The organism is Enterococcus sp. NPDC086594, assembly GCF_044746145.1.
Lineage (GTDB): Bacteria > Bacillota > Bacilli > Lactobacillales > Enterococcaceae > Enterococcus_D > Enterococcus_D entomosocium.
This window is the reverse complement of record NZ_JBIVBP010000003.1, coordinates 1-22,056: the sequence shown is the minus strand read 5'-3', so window position 1 is coordinate 22,056 and position 22,056 is coordinate 1. Positions and strand designations below refer to the sequence as shown.

General features: G+C 43.5%; 20 protein-coding genes. 7 read left to right on the top strand and 13 right to left on the bottom strand.

Annotation, left to right across the window (positions count from 1 at the left end; all coding sequences use genetic code 11):
- Nucleotides 1-132: 132 nt before the first annotated feature.
- Entirely contained in the window at nt 133-1,803 is a 1,671-nt protein-coding gene (locus ACIPK1_RS06400; RefSeq protein ID WP_244733092.1) for a family 43 glycosylhydrolase, read from the bottom strand.
- Between the two features lie 199 nt (nt 1,804-2,002).
- Between ACIPK1_RS06400 and ACIPK1_RS06395 the strand changes: the two genes are divergently transcribed.
- The 3 genes from ACIPK1_RS06395 (at nt 2,003) to ACIPK1_RS06385 (ending at nt 5,538) form a co-directional block, all read left to right on the top strand.
- Nucleotides 2,003-2,902 carry an AraC family transcriptional regulator gene (locus ACIPK1_RS06395; protein ID WP_244733091.1) on the top strand — a complete coding sequence of 300 codons (900 nt, stop codon included), beginning with the start codon at nt 2,003-2,005 and terminating at the stop codon, nt 2,900-2,902.
- 253 nt (nt 2,903-3,155) lie between these two features.
- Complete coding sequence (locus ACIPK1_RS06390) at nt 3,156-4,364, top strand: MFS transporter (protein WP_244733089.1); 1,209 nt, start codon at nt 3,156-3,158, stop codon at nt 4,362-4,364.
- 1 nt (nt 4,365) lies between these two features.
- Nucleotides 4,366-5,538, top strand: a complete 1,173-nt coding sequence (locus ACIPK1_RS06385; protein WP_400450306.1) for a glycoside hydrolase family 5 protein — start codon at nt 4,366-4,368, stop codon at nt 5,536-5,538.
- Nucleotides 5,539-5,616: 78 nt separating this feature from the next.
- Here the strand turns inward: ACIPK1_RS06385 and ACIPK1_RS06380 are convergent, their stop codons facing one another.
- From ACIPK1_RS06380 to ACIPK1_RS06370, 3 genes are all read right to left on the bottom strand, one after another.
- Nucleotides 5,617-6,327 (bottom strand): MgtC/SapB family protein, encoded by a 711-nt coding sequence (locus ACIPK1_RS06380; protein WP_008377072.1) that lies wholly within the window; start codon nt 6,325-6,327, stop codon nt 5,617-5,619.
- Nucleotides 6,328-6,557: 230 nt separating this feature from the next.
- Nucleotides 6,558-7,259, bottom strand: coding sequence for a glucosamine-6-phosphate deaminase (gene nagB, locus ACIPK1_RS06375; protein ID WP_005225171.1), 702 nt, complete (start codon nt 7,257-7,259; stop codon nt 6,558-6,560).
- A 153-nt stretch (nt 7,260-7,412) separates the two neighbouring features.
- On the bottom strand, nt 7,413-8,015 hold the full coding sequence (locus ACIPK1_RS06370; protein ID WP_196044104.1) for a LysM domain-containing protein: 603 nt from the start codon (nt 8,013-8,015) through the stop codon (nt 7,413-7,415).
- A 234-nt stretch (nt 8,016-8,249) separates the two neighbouring features.
- On the opposite strand from ACIPK1_RS06370, the gene ACIPK1_RS06365 reads away from it, so the two are divergent.
- Entirely contained in the window at nt 8,250-8,639 is a 390-nt protein-coding gene (locus ACIPK1_RS06365; protein WP_005237494.1) for a DUF1093 domain-containing protein, read from the top strand.
- 320 nt (nt 8,640-8,959) lie between these two features.
- Here the strand turns inward: ACIPK1_RS06365 and glnA are convergent, their stop codons facing one another.
- The 6 genes from glnA to ACIPK1_RS06335 form a co-directional block, all read right to left on the bottom strand.
- Nucleotides 8,960-10,300, bottom strand: a complete 1,341-nt coding sequence (gene glnA, locus ACIPK1_RS06360) for a type I glutamate--ammonia ligase (RefSeq protein WP_194188740.1) — start codon at nt 10,298-10,300, stop codon at nt 8,960-8,962.
- Nucleotides 10,301-10,359: 59 nt separating this feature from the next.
- On the bottom strand, nt 10,360-10,740 hold the full coding sequence (locus tag ACIPK1_RS06355) for a MerR family transcriptional regulator (protein WP_005225166.1): 381 nt from the start codon (nt 10,738-10,740) through the stop codon (nt 10,360-10,362).
- A gap of 288 nt (nt 10,741-11,028) precedes the next feature.
- Entirely contained in the window at nt 11,029-12,273 is a 1,245-nt protein-coding gene (gene hflX, locus ACIPK1_RS06350; RefSeq protein ID WP_121259933.1) for a GTPase HflX, read from the bottom strand.
- On the bottom strand, nt 12,270-13,187 hold the full coding sequence (gene miaA, locus ACIPK1_RS06345; RefSeq protein ID WP_400450302.1) for a tRNA (adenosine(37)-N6)-dimethylallyltransferase MiaA: 918 nt from the start codon (nt 13,185-13,187) through the stop codon (nt 12,270-12,272). Before miaA ends, hflX begins: the two co-directional genes overlap by 4 nt.
- Entirely contained in the window at nt 13,184-13,933 is a 750-nt protein-coding gene (locus ACIPK1_RS06340) for a glycerophosphodiester phosphodiesterase (protein WP_400450300.1), read from the bottom strand. The genes miaA and ACIPK1_RS06340 overlap by 4 nt, the downstream gene beginning before the upstream one ends.
- A gap of 221 nt (nt 13,934-14,154) precedes the next feature.
- A complete protein-coding gene (locus tag ACIPK1_RS06335; RefSeq protein ID WP_008377057.1) occupies nt 14,155-14,673 on the bottom strand; it encodes a hypothetical protein in 519 nt (172 codons plus the stop codon).
- Between the two features lie 175 nt (nt 14,674-14,848).
- On the opposite strand from ACIPK1_RS06335, the gene clpP reads away from it, so the two are divergent.
- Nucleotides 14,849-15,439 carry an ATP-dependent Clp endopeptidase proteolytic subunit ClpP gene (clpP, locus tag ACIPK1_RS06330; RefSeq protein WP_005225161.1) on the top strand — a complete coding sequence of 197 codons (591 nt, stop codon included), beginning with the start codon at nt 14,849-14,851 and terminating at the stop codon, nt 15,437-15,439.
- 60 nt (nt 15,440-15,499) lie between these two features.
- On the opposite strand, the gene ACIPK1_RS06325 is transcribed toward clpP, so the two are convergent.
- The 3 genes from ACIPK1_RS06325 to ACIPK1_RS06315 all read right to left on the bottom strand — a co-directional run bounded on the left by ACIPK1_RS06325 (nt 15,500) and on the right by ACIPK1_RS06315 (nt 19,643).
- Entirely contained in the window at nt 15,500-16,093 is a 594-nt protein-coding gene (locus tag ACIPK1_RS06325; RefSeq protein ID WP_400450297.1) for a gamma carbonic anhydrase family protein, read from the bottom strand.
- Between the two features lie 62 nt (nt 16,094-16,155).
- On the bottom strand, nt 16,156-17,913 hold the full coding sequence (locus ACIPK1_RS06320) for an ABC transporter ATP-binding protein (protein WP_005237514.1): 1,758 nt from the start codon (nt 17,911-17,913) through the stop codon (nt 16,156-16,158).
- A complete protein-coding gene (locus ACIPK1_RS06315; RefSeq protein ID WP_008377050.1) occupies nt 17,910-19,643 on the bottom strand; it encodes an ABC transporter ATP-binding protein in 1,734 nt (577 codons plus the stop codon). Before ACIPK1_RS06315 ends, ACIPK1_RS06320 begins: the two co-directional genes overlap by 4 nt.
- A gap of 402 nt (nt 19,644-20,045) precedes the next feature.
- Here ACIPK1_RS06315 and ACIPK1_RS06310 point away from each other — a divergent pair, with 402 nt between their 5' ends.
- Both ACIPK1_RS06310 and rnjA read left to right on the top strand, forming a co-directional pair.
- Nucleotides 20,046-20,258, top strand: coding sequence for a DNA-directed RNA polymerase subunit epsilon (locus ACIPK1_RS06310; protein ID WP_005225157.1), 213 nt, complete (start codon nt 20,046-20,048; stop codon nt 20,256-20,258).
- 1 nt (nt 20,259) lies between these two features.
- On the top strand, nt 20,260-21,939 hold the full coding sequence (gene rnjA / locus ACIPK1_RS06305) for a ribonuclease J1 (protein WP_005237517.1): 1,680 nt from the start codon (nt 20,260-20,262) through the stop codon (nt 21,937-21,939).
- Nucleotides 21,940-22,056 lie beyond the last annotated feature (117 nt).

The following is a 22,056-nucleotide window of genomic DNA, read 5'->3' as shown; positions in this document are numbered from 1 at the left end:
TCAGGCAATCCACTGCGATGACAATTCCTTCATACAAAAAACCTTCGAGAGCTACACGTTTGTGTTTCTCTTGAAGGTTTTTATTTGTTTAGTGAAAGTATGATACGGGTGCTCACTCCATAAGGAGCCTGATTAAGATGCAGACGAATGATTCGTCACTTTATAATAAGCAAAATCAGCATAGGATTGATGTTGGTGTGCATCCACGGCACCAATGAAATTAAATAATCCTGTGAAGCCGCCTATTTCTCCTGGCATTCCATTGACTCCTTCATCAGATAAGTACGCCACTGACAGATCTTGTAGCAAAACTTGCCAAGTCTCTTGTTCCTCTAATCGATAGTAGACGTTTGCGATCCCATGCTCGTATCTAATTTTCAGGTGAATATTTCCTTCGGGAACGACGACGCGAGTATTTACATATTCGATCCTTTGTCCTAATTTTGCCTGTAAGAGAGTCAAATAAGGACATCGCTTTTCTTCTGAATAGGTAATATGAGCATATAACCAATTGTTTGAATCATAATAAAGCCCAAGTCCTGCTGTTTGTGAATAATGGTTCGGTTGAAACTCCAACAAGGTCTCCACCTCATAGGTGAAAGAGGTTGCTCGTGTTGCCATGATGGCAGGATTCATCTGTGAAAACAAGGAGTTGCCCCCATAGATCCGTAAGTACCCCTGCCGCTTTTGCGTACTGACCCATGACTGATGCTGTTGGCGATACGGTGTCATAAATTCTAACAGATACTGCGCCTCTTGAAATGAATCAAATAAATCAGTGTTTGGTTCATTGTCAATTGGAACACCAGCTAATCCTTTAAAAGTCATTTTTGCCAAATTGCTTCCATCTTCCATTTCCAACCAATTGTCTTCGGTCCAGTGCATCCTTTGAATAGAAGCTTCTCTTCCAAGAGGATTCAACAGCTGCCCCTCTAAGGGTCTTGCCATTAAATGAGCCATGAACCATTCATCAGTATGGGTATGGACGAGCGAACCATGTCCTGCTTTTTGCATCACTGAATGAGGATTGACCATTTCAAAATGCCCAGCATCAGGGTCGCCTAAAGAAAACAGATGCCTTGGAGAAGAAGTAAGGATCGGTTCGCCAGAAGGATGCGCTTCATAAGGACCAAAAATAGTCTCTGCGCGACCGACTTCCACACCATGAGCATAGCCCGTGCCTCCAGATGCCAGCAATAAAAAGTATGCCCCTTCATGCTTGTAGATTTGGGGTGCTTCCGCACACCCTCTGGTGGTGAACCCTTGTGTTACGCGATGCCAAGGGGACAGTAATTTACCTGAAGGCAAGTCGATCTCCGCAAGAACAATATGTCCCGGCGCTTGATAGCCTTCTCTTGTTTCCCATTCCAAAATCGTTAAATAATGCCGCCCATCCTCGTCATGAAATAGCGCTGGATCAAAGCCAATTGAGGTAAAATAAATCGGTTCTGACCATGGTCCTCGGATGTCAGTCGCCCAAATGGCATAGGAATCAGCATTAAATTCACGTCCTGCCATGTTGACCATATGTGAATACGCCAGCCAAAATCGTTTTGTTTGTGGATCATAAGATAAATGTGGTGCCCAGATACCAGCTGGTGTATTGGTTCCACGTAAATTCACTTCTTCATTGTTCAAGGCATAGCCAACAAGTTGCCAATTCGCAAGATCCTTTGATTCGAAAAGTTGAATCGCAGGTGTCCAATGGAAGGTTGAAGTTGCGATATAATAACGCTCATCCACACAAATGATAGAGGGATCAGGCGCCATTCCAGGAATAACTGGATTTTTGATGATTGTCATAAGCTTCCTTCCTATTCTTAACTTTTTATTCGTTTTGCAACCAAACAACAGTTTTTTTATCATCGTTTGCAGGCGAATGCGATAAATTGAAACCGTTTTATTCGATTGCTACATTTATCTTACGAAACTTTTAGGGTAGAATGAATATCAAAAAAAAGCCAATACTTACCATTTTTCATTTTTAAGGAGGTCGTACCGAATGAACCCAACACCTAAATGGCTAGAACAGCTGGTCAAATTACCCGATATCGACATCAATTTAAAAACCTTTGGTGGACACAAGCAACGCGTTTCCGAAGGATGGTGTGCACCGCAAGAGACCCACTTTGCTTTTGAGATCATGATGATCATTGATGGAGAGCAGCGCACAATATTTGAAGGCAGGCAGTTTGATTTTGTGGCAAATGATGTGATCCTGATACCGCCTGGTACCGCTCATGAAAATACTTGTCTCGTAGCAGAAGGTTTAGAGTATTTTTGTATGCATTTCGATCTTGATGATCCTGAGATTCAGCAACAGTTGTTGATGTATTGTCCTTTACTACTAAAAAAGACAAATCCCGCTTACCAAGCGATCGTTGAGATCCTTCAGCAATACATTGCGTTTTTGGCAAGCGGATACTTTGGAATGAAAGAAAAAATCGCCATTGAGATCTTACTGTTAGAACTGATGCGTGCCTTACTAGACTATGTCGAAGATGAAAAAAATCAGTTAGCGCATACAGATAACACTTCCCTTGTTTTAGCAAAAGCGATCGCAGAATCGATCCAACAAAATTTTCGTACGTACACACAATGCCCAACGGAAGAAAACAAGGCCTTGCTTTCCATGAGTTATACAGCCAATTCATTGAACATTAGTAATAGTACGATGCTGACGGTTTTCAAAAAAGTTTATGCTAGTAGTCCAAAACAGTACTTAGATCAATTACGCTTCAACCAAGCAAAATTCTATCTCCATCAACCCAAATTGGCCATCGCCGAAATCGCAGAGATCATTGGCTATCAAAATGCCGCCCACTTTACGAGACAATTCAAAAAATGGGCAAACATGTCGCCGAATAAATACCGTAAGCTCCAGTTAGAAGCAGCAAAATAAGTAATCGACAAATAATGATTCGAGAAAAGCGACTTCTACTTCTTCCTCTGAGGATTCGAAAAAAGCTTTTTTTTCACATAATAAATGAAAAATGGTAAATTTCCCCTTTTTTTTGATATTTCAAGTCCTGTCAGCATTCTTTATGATTAATACCAAGAAATCGTTTGCAGGAATAAAAATAGTTAGTTGCAAAATAGCAAGATGGGAGATATTCTCAGCACACTTGCTTTGCACTACATTAAGGGGAATATGTATGCTTTCAGAAAATTCAATGTCAATCAAAAGTCGGTTGCCGTTAAAAATCGGAATTTTGAGTCTTTCATTGGTCGTACAAGCTGCTGGTGCAGTAGCAGCAGCCGTACCTTTTATTATGAACGATTTTTCTGACCGAACCACCGCACAAGTCCAATCTATTTTGACACTGCCATCAATGGCAATCTTGATTTTCATTCTGCTAAGTTCATGGTTTATCAAAGCACTTGGCAAAAAGCGAACGGTCTGTTTAGGCTTGATGATCGCTTTAGTCGGTGGTATCTTACCGGCATTTACAATGAACTTTGGCTTGATTTTATTTGCCCGTATTTTGTTTGGCGCAGGTCTGGGGCTCTTTAACTCAATGACCGTCTCCTTGATCGGCGACAACTTTACAGGTGCCGATCAAAAAAACTTATTAGGTATTCAATCAGCCGTGATGACTTTAGGAAATAGCCTAGCAACGTTTGCTGCGGGCTTACTGTTAACGATCTCGTGGCAAGCTTCATTCTTAGTGTACTTGGTCATCTTACCGATTCTGTTTCTTTTTCTTTTCGGTTATCGTAACGTCAATGAAAATCCAGTTGAAACAACGCAGTCATCAGCCATCGATACAAAAAGAAGAAAGCTGCCATTAAGCGTAACTTTAGGTATTTTGACTCTCTTTTTATTCTTCATTAGTTTGATGGTCGTCATTACTTCTTCCGCACTACTGATTCAAGAATTGGCGCTGACGAATCAAGGATTTCTTTCCACCGCACTAGCGATCGCCGGTATTTTTAGCAGCTTGGTCGCATTAGCTTTTGGTCAAATCACCAAATTATTAAAGCGCTTTACACCAGTTGTCGTCATCAGTTTCGCAATGGTTGGTTTTTTCACGATAACTTTAGCACCTACGATGACCGTCTTTTTCATTGGTCTATTAGTGGTTTATCTTGCCAATCTTGTAGTTCCTTATGTATACAGTGTCATTCTTAGCGATGTAGATCCAGAAGCCAATAACTTAGTTGTTTCTTTGGCAATGGTCGCTTGTAATCTTGGTGCTTTTTCCTCCCCCTATGTCATAAACTTTATCAGTCAACTGTTTGGCATGACAACGGCGGTCATGCAAGTCAGAATCGCTGCCGGAATCATGGCAATCATTGCTCTGATTTTTCTATTTCTCGCTTTCAATAAAATAACCACACCTATTAGTAAGGAGGAACTATAAGATGGAACAAAAACTTAGAGGCGTCAACCTAGGCGGTTGGCTTGTATTAGAAAAATGGATGGCACCTAGTCTCTTTCAAGGAACACCTGCCGATGACGAGTATTATTTAGCCTATGATCTACCTGAAGCTGAATACCAAGCACGGCTGTTGATTCATCGTGAAACATTCATCACTGAAGCTGACTTCTTGCGCATTTCAGCAGCTGGCTTCAATACCGTTCGAATACCTGTCCCTTATTTTATTTTTGGTGATCGTGCCCCCTTTATTGGCTGTATCGACTATTTGGATAAAGCCTTCGCTTGGGCAAAGGCTTATGACCTAAAAATCTTGATTGATCTGCATACCGCACCCTTCAGCCAAAATGGTTTTGACAATGGTGGTCTCTCGGGTGTGGTCAGATGGGCACAAATGCCCGAAGAAGTGGCGTTCGAATTAACGGTCTTGGAACGTTTGGCGCAAAGATATGCGGATCACGAAGCATTGTGGGGCATTGAAGTATTAAACGAACCGATCACAGATGGTGAAGTGTTGCACAGCATGAATCCCATGGATCGTTTCCCACCTCGTGATCTTGCGTTAGCAAAAGGTAGTGCACCGATCTCTTTAGACTTTTTGAGAACTTTTTATCAAGATGCCTATCGAAGAATGCGTAACTATTTAAGCGATGACAAAGTGATCGTCTTTCATGATGGCTTCCAATTGCATGCTTGGAAAGAGTTTTTCACCCAAAACGATTTTCACAATGTCATGCTAGATACGCACCAATACGTTATGATGGCAGAAATGGCCGGCACAGAGCAATCCTTGGAAGCATACGTGTCTTTCATTGATGGCTTAGCCAAAGAGATCGCCACGGTTGCACAATATGTCGAGGTTTTTGTTGGAGAATGGTCCTTGTTCAACTCCTATACTGTTGGTACAGATACCAAAGGCGGTATCAATCCCACACAAGAGGAATTCAGTAGCAACCGTAGTTTGACAAAAAGTGAATTAGAAGAAGTTTATCAAACTTTGTGGCGTGCTTCAATCACAGCTTGGAACCAAGGAGCCGGACACATGTACTGGACCTATAAGTTATCCATCGATACGATCAATGAGCCTGCTTGGTATGGCTGGGATTCCTGGGATGCTAGTCGAGCTATGGCAAAAAACTGGATCGATCCACGTTTCTAAAACACAACAAAAAACGAGATTGAAACGAAGCAAACGATACTGTTTGCGTTACGTTTCAATCTCGCTTTTTTGTTGCTTTTAAGCAATATCCACCAAGCGGATCTTCGTGACATTTTTGTAGACAGACAATTCTTCGATCACTTCAGAAAAGCCTAGTCCTCGCGGGAGATCAATCGTATAAATGTTGGTATAAATGCGATAGTCTTCCATGAATTTGACATCAAAATTGACATCTTCGATCACGATATTTTTCTCTTGGAAGTACTCCGTCAAAAACTCTTTGGTCTCGGTGCGATGAATGTACTGGATCTCCAATTTCTTTGCTGTTGGTACGCGGACGATCCGCTTAACGATCGTCAATGCAAAGAAGATCCCGATAAAACTGCTTAATGCGATGGTGTAAAAGCCCATCCCGATGGCAATTCCTAAACCGGCGATCGCCCATAAGGAAGCAGCCGTCGTCAACCCCGTCACCGAGCGCTTCGTCACAATGATCGTTCCGGCGCCTAGAAAACCGACCCCGCTGACGACTTGTGCAATCAATCGTGCTTCGTCCGAACGAATCACGCCTGCTAAATCTGGATGATCCAGCGCATCTCGCATGGCACCTGTGGCGATCTCCACTTGGATCAAAGCAATGACACAAGCCCCCATGCAAACCAAGATATGGGTTCTAAGACCAGCTGGTCGGCTTTTGTACTGCCGCTCGTACCCAATCGCGCCACCCATGACCATCGCCAACAGCAACCTCAGTGCTACTTCAGGAATGGATAAATGCATATCAACCATTTGCATCCCTCTTTTCTTCGTATTCTCTCTTTTAACTATAGCATCTCTGATGGAAAAAAGGAAAAAACATCGCTAGAGCGGCCAAATAAAAAAAGCCTCCTCAGAAATAAGCAAGATAGATACGAACCATCGCTCGCAGCTGCGCTGGCATTACTGCACAAGCGCAGGGGGAAGCTGCAAGGATGGCGCGTTTTCCTTCTGACTTATTTCTGAAAAGGGCTGATTTTGTTTTACAGGTTGCTGGCAGCAGCTTCGTCGATGATCACGATCACGTCATCATGCTTTTGTAAAACTGAAGCTGGTAATTCGTTGGTTACGGGTCCTTCGATCATTTTTTGGATTGCATCCGCTTTGACTTCGCCAAATGCCATCAAAATGATTTTTTTGCTTTGCATAATTGAACCGATCCCCATGGAAATCGCCGTCGTTGGGACGTCTTCGACTTTATCAAAGTAGCGTTTGTTGGCATTGATGGTTGATTCAGTCAAGTCAACGACTGAGGTCGTTCCTTCAAAGGATGCACCAGGTTCGTTGAAGCCGATATGTCCGTTTTGACCGATACCCAAGATTTGGATATCAACTGGGTGATCCGCAATCACGCTATCGTAGCGTTGGCATTCTGCTTCTAAGTCTTCCGCTTTGCCGTTTGGTACGAAGGTTTCTTTGAATGGTTTTTTATTGAATAAATGAGCATTCATGAAGTAGCGATAGCTTTGTTCGTCTTCGCCGCCTAGTCCTACGTATTCATCTAAGTTGACTGAAGTCATTTCTGAAAAATCAACTTCACTGGCAGTCATTTCTGCATAAAGGGTCTCTGGCGTGCTTCCTGTTGCTAAACCTAGGACTTTGGCACCATTTGCCATACCTTCTTGTATCAATTCAAAAGCTTTCTTTCCGCCTTGAGCAGCATCTTTAACGCGAATAATTTCCATGATCAGCGCTCCGTTTCTATTTGGTATAGTCCAATAATACCACAGGTTGTGTTGAATTACAATAATTAGTCTAGACCAGATGACGATTTTTTCTCGGCAATCAAAAAAAGACGAGCTCTAAAATGCGCTCGTCTCTACTCGTATTCTACTTGTTTACCAATTCGTATAAACATCAATACCGCTATGACCGACACCTGTGTCATAGACTTTGTAGGCACCTAAGGATGATTGACCGGTCGAACCTTTCGGTTGATTGTCACTGGCAACAACGATGTACCCATCGGCATCACGGATGGTTCCGTCAGAGGCTACATGGCGTCCAGGGATGTTCAATCCGCCTCCTGGCAAAACTTTTTGTGAGTAGTACGATTCTCTCACACCATTGAAGTAGTTGATCCCATCCACTGGATTCAAGACTCCAGAACCAGCACCAGGAATGCTTGAAAGGGTTTGACTCACGTTAGCAGTCGCTGTAGATTCACTTTTTTCTGTGCTTTCTTTCGTACTTGTTTCTTTGTTTTCTACTGATTGGCCATCGTTAGAAACCAACAATGTTTCGCCATCAAAAATCATATTTGGATTTTCGATCGAATCATTCAAAGCTAAAAGGTCTTCGATCGTTGTTTGATAAGTAGCAGCGATCCCAGATAGGGTGTCTCCTGGTTCGACAACATGGGTTTGTTCTGCTGCTGAAACAACTGTTCCTCCAACGAATAAACCAAATCCTGCAACAACTGTAAATGCAAATTTTTTCAAATGAAAAAACCTCTCTTTTGATTATTTGTCCCGCTATCGGGCACAAGTAAGAGAATAACATTACAATATTGCAGGAAGGTTTCAGAAATGTTTTTCATTATCACAATTGTTAAACAGAAAATTACAAGCTTTTTGTTGATAAACAGCAAACTTACAATATTGTTATCCATTTCGATGAATGATTTTAGTGGCCACATGCTATAGTGATGCTAGTAATGGAAAGGAATGACACCCATGAAAAAACTACTTTTGACGCTTGGCGTTTTGATTTTAGCAGTAGGTGGCTATTTTGGCTACACTTACTATACAACAACTTATCAAGGGATAACGGCCTATGCCATCACGCCCAACAAAGTCCCTGAAAAGACCCAAACGTACAGCGATTCCGGTGAAAAAATCGATGGCTCCTTTACGTATAAGTACACGTTTGAGTTTGTTAAGAAAAACGGCGAGAAAGAACTCATGACCTATGATCTTTCTGGTGAAAATGTGAAGCCATTCGCACCAAATACCTTAGTCAAAGCAGAGATCAGTAAAACCCGTGTCATCTCGGGTCCCAATGAAGTCCCTCAATCAGAAGTCCCAGCAAAAATACTGTCTGAACTGGAAACCTTTGACGAATAAGGACTTCTTACAAGAAACTTTCTACTTTTTAAGGTTCATTTTACTTTGACCGGCTATGCTAGCTTTATACCAAAACTATTTTTCTTCCTCTTACCAGTCCTCGCCCGACTGGTATATTTTTATTTTTTCCCAATGATCAGGCAAAATTTACGCGCCTTATAGACAGAACCGCTCTAGCTTCGCAATGTTTTTCTGTTCAAATTTTGATCAACCAGTTATTGACTATCGGAAATAAATAAACCGAGAATTATTAGGATAAAAGCTGAGTTCATCATAAAAAAACCGCTAGATTGTTTATCTCTAGCGGTTTTCTTGCGATTTTAGTATAGTTCCAAGTATTGTTCTCTTTCCCACTCGGAGACTGTTTGGCGGAAGGCTGCCCATTCTAATCGTTTTGCTTCGACAAAGTTGGCATAGATGTGTTTGCCTAAAGCATCGATCATCACTTGATCTTTGCGCAATGCTTTGATGGCATTGTGGATCGTTGATGGCAGATCTTCGATTTGTGCTTCTGCACGTTCTGTTTCGTTCATGATGTAGATGTTGCGGTCGACTGCTGGTGGTGGTGTCAACTCACGTCTAACGCCATCAAGTCCTGCTTGCAGTAAAACAGCCATTGCTAAGTATGGGTTGGCTGATGGGTCAACCGAACGCAATTCCAAACGCGTTGACAAGCCTCTTGATTCTGGTACCCGAATCAATGGTGAACGGTTGCGTCCTGACCATGCCACGTATACAGGCGCTTCGTAACCTGGCACTAAGCGTTTGTAAGAGTTGACGGTTGGGTTGCAGACAGCTGTGTAAGCACGGGCGTGTTCGATCAAACCGCCTAAGAAGTGATACGCTGTTTGGCTTAATTGCATTGGCCCTTCTTCATCAAAGAAGACATTTTCATCGTCTTTGAACAAGGACATGTTGCAGTGCATGCCTGAACCGTTGATGCCGAATAATGGTTTTGGCATGAAGGTTGCATGCAAGCCGTGTTTACGAGCAATAGTTTTCACGACAAGTTTGAAGGTTTGGATGTTGTCACATGCTTCCACTGCATCCGCATATTTAAAATCGATCTCGTGTTGCCCTGGTGCTACCTCATGGTGAGACGCTTCAACTTCAAAGCCAAGGCTTTCTAATTCTAATACGATATCGCGACGGCAGTTTTCCCCTAGATCGGTTGGGGCAAAATCGAAGTAGCCGCCTTTGTCGTTTAATTCCGTTGTGATTTCGCCTGCTTCATCTAATTTGAATAGGAAAAATTCTGGTTCTGGTCCAAGATTGAAAGAAGTAAAGCCAAGGGATTGCATGTCCGCTAATGCCCGTTTTAAATTGCCGCGAGGGTCGCCTGCAAATGGGGTGCCATCTGGATTGTAGATATCACAGATCAAACGAGCCACTTTGCCATGTTCACTTTCCCAAGGGAAGATCATCCATGTCGACAAATCAGGATACAGATACATGTCACTTTCTTCAATACGGACAAATCCTTCAATAGAAGAACCGTCAAACATCATTTTGTTTTCCAGTACTTTATCTAATTGACTTACAGGTACTTCAACGTTCTTGTTTGTTCCTAAAATATCAGTAAACATCAAGCGTAAAAAGCGCACGTTCTCATCCTTTACGATTTGTTTGATGTCTTCGGCAGTTCTTTCAAATTTTGGCATAGTATCCCTTCCTTTTTCCCAATTCTTTTTTTATATCACAGCAATGATCTACAAGTGTTCTACATTCGTGGACCTTTTTGCTGGTATGGCTGTTGTTGATTCAATCCACCTTGAGCCAAGAGTTCATCATAAAAAATTCGACGAACATCTTCATCGGTCAGCGGCGGTTTGTTCTTCGCTTCTTTTTCTTTGGCAACTTTCATTTCATAAACTCGTTTGATCCCAGCCATGTTCAGTCCATCGGAAAGATAGTCTTTGATCTCTAGCAAGGTATCAATATCATTCAGCGAATACATGCGTCGATTGCCATCGCTGCGTTCCGGGTGGATCAATTCTTGTTCTTCGTAATAACGAATTTGACGGGCGGTGAGATCGGTCAATTTCATGACTGTTCCGATAGGAAAGACTGACATTGAGCGCCGCAATTCTTTTTCCCGCATAACTTGGCTCCCCTCCGTTTCAATGATGCTGCGTAACTTTATGGAAACTATACCAATTCTTTTTTTGCGTGTCAACCCCTCATGTTAGAAAAAGTGACATGAATGCAAATTTTTTTGATTTTTTCATTAGGTCCTTGATTTGATCGTATGTTCAAGCAGTTGTTTTTATGGAAGAAATGGTGCTTTAGCCAAAAATGTTCGGTTTTTGCGTTCAAAGCAAGCCAAACCACTTATACTTCATAATTTTGTCACGACAAAAAAACGGTGCATCGGTTGCACCGTTTCTGCTTATTCCTGTTCTTGCGCCATTCTGCGTAGTGGATAGGTATCCTCCAGCGCAAATCCTTTGATATGATAGGTCTGTGTTGCTTCATCGAAGGCATTGCTCAAAACTAGTGACTCCCGTTTTAAACGATTCAGCGCATTGCCTTCATCGGCTTGCAGCACTAGATGATAAGGCTGCATGATCTGCATCAATTCCATTTTGATCGCCTGAGTCAAGCGTTCTTTGCCTTTGGTACTCTTTGCCGAGATCAAGACGTTGGGAAAGAGCGTTGGGACAAACTGATCGGCGTCGATGCGATCCGCCTTATTATAGACCGTCAACATCGGTAATTGGGTCAAAGAAAGTTCTTCCATTAACTTCAAGACGGTCTCCTCTTGCTGAACCCGTTCTTCGGAACTGGCATCGACGACATGCAGCAAGAAGTCCATGTTTTGACTTTCTTCCAGTGTGGAATGAAACGCATCGATCAATTGGGTCGGCAATTCTTGGATAAAGCCAACCGTATCGGTAATGGTGACTTCAAATCCTTCCGGCATCCGCCAGCGTTTCGTCAAAGGATCGAGTGTTGCGAACAGCTGGTCTTGTTCATAGGTATCCGCACTGGTTAAAATATTTAAAATAGTTGATTTTCCGGCATTGGTATAACCAATCAAGCCCATTTGAAAGACTTGGCTGTCTTTGCGCTTTTGGCGTGTCCGGTCTCGATGGGCGACCACTTCCTTCAATTCCCGTTTGATGATGGTGATGCGGTTGCGGATGTGTCGACGATCGGTCTCCAGCTTGGTTTCCCCTGGCCCTCTCGTTCCGATTCCGCCCCCTAGCCGAGACATGTTCTTTCCTTGCCCTATCAAGCGTGGAAGCAAATAATCAAGCTGCGCCAATTCTACTTGCAGCTTTCCTTCTTTGGAACGGGCACGCATCGCAAAAATATCGAGGATCAGCTGGACGCGATCAATCACCGGCACTTCTAACGCATCACCAATCAACTGGCTTTGTCTTGGTGTCAGTTCATGATTGAAGATCACTAGATCTGCTTCATGTGCTTCTGCCAACTGCTGCAATTCCGCAACTTTCCCCTTGCCAATCACGGTTTGTCGATCGACTTGCTGCCGTTTTTGCACCAGTGAAAAAACAACTTCGCCATTGGCGGTTTTTGTTAAGCTTTTCAATTCTTTCATTGACGAATCAAAATGAAGATAGTTTTTCTCCGTTTCTACTCCGACAAGAATCACACGTTCTTGGCTCATCTTTTCTCCTCCAACCATTGATCGATTTCTGTTTCAAGGGTACGTTGTTCTTCGGGTTGTCTCACTAAATCAATCCATCGGGGCTGTGCTCGGTTATTGAACCACGTCAGCTGCCGCTTGGCGTAGCGGCGTGAGTTTTGCTTGATTTGCTCAATGGTTTCATCCAATGTGGCCTGCCCGTGAAAATAGGGCAAAAATTCCTTGTAGCCGATCCCTTTTGCGGCTTGCGTTTCTGGATACTGCAAAACAGCTTTTGCTTCTTCGATCAAGCCTTGATCCATCATTAAGTCCACTCGCTGATTGATTCGCTGGTATAACAATTCTCGCTCAGTGGTTAAACCGATCATGAAGAAATCGTACAAAACTTGCGGTGTTTCTTTTGGTGCAGCAATACTTTCGCCAGTCATTTCAAAAACCTCCAACGCACGAATCACTTTCCGCTCATTGTTGTAGTGGATCTTCGCTGCTGCCAAGGGATCGACCGCCTGCAGCTTTTGCCATAGAGCTTCTTTGCCGATGGCTGCTGCTTCTTGTTCATAGCGCTGACGAATCGTTGAGTCGCCTTCTTCTGCCCCTAAACTAAAGTCATACAAAAGCGCTTGGATGTATAGCCCTGTCCCCCCCACAATGATCGGCAGTTTTCCTTGCTGCTGGATCGTCTCAATGGCCTCACGCCCCATTTGCTGGAAATCAGCCGCAGAATACGTTTCCGTCATTGCACGAATATCGATCAAATGATGAGGAATCCCTGCCATTTCTTCCTTCGTCACTTTGGCGGTACCGATATCTAATTGTCGATAAATTTGCATGGAATCCCCGCTGATTATCTCCCCATGGTATTTTTGAGCTAATTGGATACTCAAGGCGGTTTTACCGACTGCGGTCGGTCCCACGATCACTAAGACTTTTTTCATCCTTTTGTTTCCTCGCGGACCTGCTGCACAATTGCCCGAGCGTTTTCTGGAAAATCGGTGATGATCCCGGTCAACCCCAAAGCCAAGCAGGTGCGAATCGCCGCTTCTTCATTGACAGTCCACGGACGGATCGCAATCGGAAAATCAGTCAAGACCGTTGCTGTCTCTTGGACCCAGCGATAGGCCGGATGAATTCCTTCGATATACGGTCGGCTGAGCGCCAACGGTGGTTTGTCTTCCCCGCGTCCCATAATAAAATCAAGGATCGCATCCAGTTCGATCGCATGCATCCGATCCAAAGTCTCGATATTAAAGGAACAATACCAATGAGTAAAAGGCCATTCTTGGCTATTCAATAAATCGGATACTTTGGCTTCGATTCCTTCATACTCATAATGATCGGTTTTTAATTCGATCGTCAAAATGCCACGATAATTCTTCGCTGCAAGTAAATCCAACACTTCTTTTAGCGTGGGGACTTTGGCGGCTTGGAATTCCTCAGAAAACCAGCTGCCGGCATTGAGTTCTTTTAGTTCAGCAACCGTCAGGTCACAGATCCGACCTTTGCCGTTGGTCGTTCGATCAACCGTTTCATCATGCATGACGATCAAGCCGCCATCTTTTGATAGATGTACATCTAACTCAATGATATCAGCTTTGACCCGCACCGCTTCCGCGAATGCCGGTAGCGTGTTTTCAGGTCGGTTGCCGCTACTCCCGCGGTGGGCAACGATTTGTACCATCATTCTTTCACTCCATTCTCACTCTTTATTTTACCATGGAATCTGCTAGAACCAAAAAGCCTCTGTTTGTTTTGATCCTTTTAAGGGGACAGCGCTTTGTTTCGGTCAAAGAAAAACACTCTTACTATGATCGCAGTAAGAGTGTGTGTGATCAGTTGAAAAAGTGCAATCGTCGATACTATGGTTTGGTTACCTTAACCAAGGCGACCGACTGACCAGAAGAATCAAATCGTTTTTGAAAAATAGGTCAACGGTTCGCTCGTCATGTTTTTCATTTGGTTTTTACGCTCATTGACCATTTCAACCAATTGATCAAGGAAATTTTCCATAATGATCCGACCGCCTTTATACGTATACCCACCGATCTTAACGGTTTCCTCTGGCGACAAAATCACCCGACGTGTCCCGATTTTTTTGAAAAATTCTTCCAAGAAAAAATTCGGTAGATAAAAACTGTTTTGCGCCGCAAAAGATTGTAGATAGGCAAAATCATCGATGGTGATATAACAGTCGTCAAAGGCATCAAAGCTGACATACTCATCCATCAGCATGACCCGTTTTTGTAGAATCTCACTGATTTTTTGATTCAATAAAACCAGCGTTTCGATTTCTTTGACTTTATGCTCCAACAAACGGCGTTGTTTTTCTTTTTGTTCCTCATACCGTATGCGTAAATTAAAAATGATGGTTACTAACAATGCGCCCACTAAGACGCCAATCAAACCTGCTATTGCTACTGCCATTCTTCGATCCTTCCTCATTCCTTTTTTAATATTGTATCATATTTGAAAGTTTCGCAAAAAAGATAACGAACTTTTTATTTGACCTTTCTTGACCTAATCGGTATACTATCTCTTAGATATTGCGAAAACTTTATGCTAAACTATATCTATAACGATTTTTAGGAGGACTATCACTATGAATTTAATTCCTACTGTCATTGAACAATCATCTCGCGGTGAAAGAGCGTATGACATCTATTCTCGTCTATTAAAAGACCGGATCATTATGTTGAGTGGTCAAGTAACCGATGACTTAGCAAACTCGATCATTGCTCAGCTTTTATTCTTAGACGCGCAAGATTCTGAAAAAGACATCTACTTGTACATCAACTCGCCTGGCGGAAGCGTTACTGCTGGTCTAGCGATCTTTGATACCATGAACTTTATCAAAGCCGATGTCCAAACCATCGTTATGGGGATGGCTGCTTCTATGGGTTCATTCTTATTGACCGCTGGTGAAAAAGGCAAACGCTTTGCGTTACCAAATGCCGAAATCATGATTCACCAACCATTAGGTGGCGCACAAGGTCAAGCAACTGAGATTGAAATTGCTGCCCGCCACATTTTGGCAACCCGCGAACGTCTGAACAAAATCTTGTCAGAACGTACTGGTCAACCAATCGAAGTGATTGAACGCGATACCGATCGCGACAACTTCATGACCGCACAAGAAGCCAAAGACTACGGCTTGATCGACGAGATCATGGAATCAAACAAATTGAAATAAGCTTGCATAAAAAGGTGTACGAAGCAATTCGTACACCTTTTTGCGTCTTTTGGTTCATCGTCAGACTTCGCCATATTGGCCTTGTTGGTAAGCATGCCCATTTTCCACGTAATGCGTGATGTTTGCCTGATTTTTGGCGATCTCTTCTTCTGTCAACGGGCGGATCACTCGTGCCGGACGACCAAACGCCAACACATTAGGAGGAATGACGGTTCCTTCCGTCACTAACGAACCGGCACCTAACAAACTATTTTCGCCGATCACGGCATGATTCAAAACGATCGAGCTCATGCCGACCAGCGCCCCTTTTTTGATGGTACAGCCATGGAGCATACACTGATGCCCAACAGTCACATCGTCTTCAACGATCGTCGGGGCATCGTGATCAACGTGGATGATCGTTCCATCTTGAATATTGGTACGCGCGCCGATTTCGATTCGATTGGCATCGCCTCGAATCACTGCTTGAAACCAGACCGTACTATCTTTTTCTAGAGTCACGTTTCCTACGATCGTCGCATTTTTTGCCACAAAACAAGGTGTCGCTTGCGGCGAGGCGGGCGAAACTGTTTTTTGGGTTTCATTCCCTGATTGTTCTTTGTCCATCAACTTCTCCTTCCAATCCATAAACGGATCTGCGCTTTCTTTTTTCACTATAGCACCACCCTTGCTACAATGCAAAAAGAGCGCCAGTCAGACTGGACGCTCTTTTCGGCTTACTCGGCTTCTTCTGAAAATTGACTTTGATACAGTTGGCTATAAAAGCCGCCAGCTGCCAACAAGGTCTCGTGATTGCCTTTTTCAATGATCGACCCTTGATCCATCACTAAGATCAGATCCGCTTCACGAATCGTTGACAAACGATGGGCGATCACAAAGCTGGTACGACCTTCCATCACTTTATCCATTGCTTTTTGAATCAGCGCTTCTAAGCGGGTATCTACCGAACTGGTGGCTTCATCGAGAATCAAAATCTTCGGATCAGAGATGACTGCCCGGGCGATGGTCAACAATTGTTTTTGTCCCAAGGAGACATTATCACCTTCAGAATTGATGATCATCTCGTAGCCATCTGGCATCGTACGAATGAAGTGATCGACATTGGCGGTTTTCGCTGCATCAACGACTTCATAATCGGTGGCATCTAATTTCCCAAAGCGAATGTTATCGCCGATCGTGCCTTCATACAGCCACGCATCTTGTAAAACCATCCCAAACAGTGAGCGGACATCGTGACGTTCCATCTTTTTCGTGTCGATGCCGTCGATCTTGATAGCCCCTTCATTGACATCATAAAAACGCATCAACAAATTGATCAAGGTCGTTTTCCCAGCACCTGTTGGTCCAACGATCGCCACAGTTTGCCCAGCTTTGACTTCAAAGTTCAAGTCTTTGATCAATGGTTTTTTCGGATCATAGGCAAAGCCGACATGTTCAAAGGTCACGTCGCCTCTGATTTGTTCCGGTAATTGGATATCGGTTCGATTGACTGGCTCTTCTTCCTCATCTAAGATTTCAAAGACCCGTTTTGCTGCTGCTGAGGCACTTTGCAAGACGGAAGACAACTGGGTAATGTTCCCCATTGGCTGACTGACTTGCCAAATGTATTGAATGAACGCTTGCAGCTGACCAACAACGATCACGCCGCTGATCACGTAAAAACTACCCATGACTGCCATTGCGATATAGGTAAAGTAAGCGGTCATTTGCACCAGCGGCATCATCAATCCTGACACAAAGGCAGAACGAAAGCCGTAATAGCGCAACTGGTGGTTAACGTTTTTAAACCCTTCAAGTGTTTGCTTTTCCCGTCCATACACTTTCAACACACTGAATCCAGTCATGTTTTCTTGTACGTAGCCGTTCAGATCTCCTAACGCATTTTGCATGCCTTGGAAGTCCTTTTGCGACTTTTTGACGATTGTGCGAGAAATCAATAAGGAGGCTGGGATCATGATCAATGAAACCAATGCCATGTAAGTATTGATATAAAACATCATAGAAACCGCCATAATGATTCCTAAGAAGGCATTGACGATCCCGATCAAGGCTTGCTGCATCGCACCGCTGACGGCATCCACGTCATTGGTCACCCTTGACAGGATATTCCCTTGCTGGTTGCGGTCGAAGTAAGAAACGGGCAGACGATTGATTTTTTCTTCAATGTCTTGCCGCAAATCTCGCATCGCAGATTGGACAACGTTGGTGATCAGCAGCCCTGACATCAATTGTGAGAAACAGTAACCGACACCAACGACTGCGATCCAGATCAAGCAAAGGATCACGTAATCAAAATTAACGCCTTCGCCTGCAGCGATGTTGCGGCTGATCTCTGTCGTCGGCAATCCAGAAACATACGGCATTGCCGCATTGAAGCCGACGGTTGCAACTGTAAACAGCAAGACTAGGATAAATTGTACTTTGTATGGTTTGATGTAGGCACCTAACCGTTTTAAAGAAGAGATTGCTTTCATTGTGCCAACTCCTCCTCTGATAATTGTGACGCCGCAATGTCGTAGTATACTGGACAAGTTTGCAGCAGTTCTTTGTGGGTACCGATCCCAACCACATCGCCTTCATTCAAGACGACGATCTTATCGGCATTCATGATCGTTCCTACTCGTTGAGCAACGATCAAAACGGTCGATTCCGTGGTTTCTTTTTTCAAACGTGCCCGCAATTTTGCATCCGTTTGGTAATCCAATGCAGAAAAACTATCATCAAAAATATAGATCTCTGGTTGGCGAATCACCGCACGGGCAATCGCTAGACGTTGTTTTTGTCCGCCAGAGAAGTTGCTTCCGCCTTCTGCCAAATGAGCATCAAAGCCATCTGGTGTGCGAGAAATGAAATCGGCCGCTTGCGCAATCTCGGCTGCTCGTTCCAGCTCTGCTTGCGTGGCATCTTCTTTCCCATAGCGCAGGTTTTCTGCGATCGTCCCTGTAAATAGCAACGCTTTTTGAGGGATAAACCCGATCTTGTTGCGCAAAGTCGTTAAACTGTAATCCCGAACGTCAACGCCATCCACCAAGACTTGGCCTTCACTGACGTCGTAAAAACGCGGAATCAATTGGATCAAGGTCGATTTCCCGCTCCCGGTACTACCGATAAACGCCACAGTTTCACCTGGTGAAGCGGTAAAGCTAACATTACGAATCACTGGACTTTGGGCATGTCCCGGATAAGCAAAGGTAACATTTTTAAATTCCAAGAAACCTTTTGTCTTAGTTTCTGTCACTGGCTGTTCTGACTCTTTGATTTCAGAAGTCGCATCTAACGCTTCTTGGATTCGGCGAGCAGAAACCGCCGCTCGTGGATACATCGTAAAGACGGTCGCAAACAGCATGAAAGAAAACAGCGCATGGAAGATGTATTCGATAAACGCAATCAAGTCACCGACTTGCAGTTGCCCTTGATCGATTTGAATACTTCCCGTCCAAATAATCAAGATCATCACGATATTGAATAAGAAGAAAAAGCCCGGTTGTGCCGTTGCCATCAAGCGAAACAAGCTGCGAGAACTAGACGCATAGGCTTGGTTGACTTTGCCAAAGCGTTTTTCTTCAAATTTTTCATTGACGAAGGCACGGATCACTCGTAAACCAGAGAGATTTTCCCGCAAAATGCCATTGATTTTATCTAGATTGGCTTGTTGCTTGGTGGATAATGGTTCCGAGATTTTGGCAATGGCGATGACTGCCATTAGCAATATCGGCAATGCCCCCAAGACATATAATCCTAGTTGTGTACTTGTCCGCATGACCATGTACAAGCTGACCACAAACATCATGGGTGTCATCAAACCCGTCCGTAAGATGCTTTGCATAAACAGCATGATTTGATACGCATCATTGGTCACACGGGTGATCAATGATGAAACCCCGATTTTTTCATATTCAGTATGTGAATAGCCTTGGACTTTTTCAAAAAGATCGTCACGAATATCTGCCACAATGTTAGTGGTGATACGTGACGTGAAATAGCCTAACAAAATGTTCATCGTGATCCCCACAATGGTGATCGCGATCATCGCCGCACCCATTTTCCATATGTAGTCGCGATCACCAGCGGCGATCCCTTTGTCGATCATTCTTGCCAATAACGTCGGCAAACCTAATTCAATCAAAATAAAACCAAAAACACAGATGAAATTAAAAACCAGCAGTTTTTTGTTTCTCATCGTATAGTGCCACATTAATTTCAAAAAATCCCCTCCTTTTTTACTTCATTACTTCTACTATAGCATAGGAATATTCTTATTGTAATGCACTTTCAACGAAAAAAAGTAAACTTCGGAAATAGTCGTTTCATTTTCTTTCAGTAAGCCTTTTCAAAAATGACGTGTTTCTATACTTATTCGTTTTTCTGTGATAAACTAGGGATACTTGTAGTGGAACGACTTACAAACCCGGTGAATTTTTTATGACGACATTTGGAAAGCAAAGACGAGGCTTTCTCTTTTTTCTCACAACGATTGTCTGAAAAAAGCATGCAGCGGCTCTCGAAGCCTTCTTTTCAGGTCACTTTATTCGGACCTCGATTTTTTGATGCAGCGAATTCATCAACCAAATAGACTACTGCGAAAAGCAGATAAAGGAGAAAAGATATGATTTACAAAATTTATTACCAAGAAACAAAAGACCGCAACCCAAAGAGAGAACAAACCCACTCTTTGTACATTGAAGCAGACGATGCAGTGATCGCACGCCGTCTAGTGGAACAAAATACCCCATACAACATCGAGTTCGTTCAAGAACTAGATGAAAAACATTTAGCTTACGAAAAAGAAAACGCTGATTTCAAATTAGCGGAGTTTTAAGATGAAAGTTTCGCTGAAAAATAATGAGACCGGCGTATTCGGCGTCGGTGGACTTGGCGAAATCGGAAAAAACTGTTATGGGGTTCAATTCCAAGATGAGATCATCTTAATTGACGCGGGAATCAAATTCCCCGAAGATGAACTGCTTGGGATCGACTATGTCATTTCCGATTATAGCTACATCGTTCAAAATTTACCGAAAGTCAAAGGCTTGATCGTTACTCATGGTCACGAAGACCATATTGGCGGAATCCCTTACTTGTTGCGGGAAGCCAATATCCCAATCTATGCGGGACCCTTGGCACTTGCTTTGATCACCAACAAATTAGATGAGCATGGCTTATTGCGGGACGCGGAATTACACGAAATCAATGAAGATACGGTGATTCGTTTCCGTAAAACGTCCATCAGCTTCTTCCGAACGACCCACAGTATCCCTGATGCTTTAGGTGTCGTTGTCAAAACGCCTTCTGGCAATATCGTCGCAACTGGCGATTTCAAGTTTGACTTTACGCCTGTGGGCGAACCAGCAAACTTGCACAAAATGGCAAAAATTGGTGAAGAAGGCGTCCTTTGCCTCCTTTCCGATAGTACCAATGCAGAAATTCCAACCTTTACCAAATCAGAAAAAACGATCGGCAGCTCGATTCAAAAGATTTTTGAAAAAATCGATGGTCGGATCATTTTTGCCAGCTTTGCTTCCAATATTTTCCGGCTCCAACAAGCTGCAGATGCGGCGGTTGCGACTGGACGTAAAATCGCCGTTTTTGGACGCAGTATGGAAAATGCGATCGTCAATGGACAGCGCCTTGGCTATATCAAGGTGCCAGATGGTACATTTGTGGAATCTCATGAGATCAATCGTTTGCCTGCAAATGAAACGATGATCCTTTGTACGGGTTCTCAAGGAGAGCCGATGGCTGCTTTGAGTCGGATTGCCAACGGGACTCACCGTCAAATCCAAATTCACCCAGATGATACCGTGATTTTCTCAAGCTCACCGATTCCAGGAAATACCACGAGTGTCAATCAGCTGATCAACTTGCTGTTGGAAGCTGGCGCAAACGTGATCCATGGCAAATTGAACAACATCCATACTTCTGGTCATGGTGGCCAAGAAGAACAAAAACTGATGTTGCGTCTAATGAAGCCAAAATTCTTCATGCCTGTCCATGGGGAATTTCGGATGCTGAACATCCACACCCAACTGGCACAAGATGTCGGTGTACCAAAAGAAAATTGTTTCATTATGGAAAATGGTGACATGTTGGCCTTAACAGCGGATACCGCTCGCTTGGCTGGTCATTTCAATGCCAATGATGTTTATGTCGACGGCAGCGGTATCGGTGATATCGGGAATGTCGTCTTACGAGATCGTCGTATTCTTTCAGAAGAAGGCCTCGTCTTAGCGGTAGCGACAGTCGATGTGGCGAAGAAAGAAGTTCTTGCTGGACCAGATATTCTTTCTCGTGGGTTTGTTTACATGCGGGAATCCGGCGAGATGATCAACGAAGCCCAACAAATTCTCTTCCGTGCGTTGCGAGAAGTCTTGAACCAACCAGACCCAACAGAGCACAAATTAAGAGAAGCGATGTCATCGGCTTTACAGCCATTCCTATTTGAAAAAACCGAGCGTCATCCAATGATCCTTTCAATGATCATGACACCGGATAATTTATAGTTTCACATGCAAGGGGAGTTCTGGCTCTTTGTCAATAAGGACTGATGAGTTGTGCAAAATCAAATCTGGGTCAGAATGAACCTCATTCTGGCTCAGATTTTTTGTTATCTTACTTTG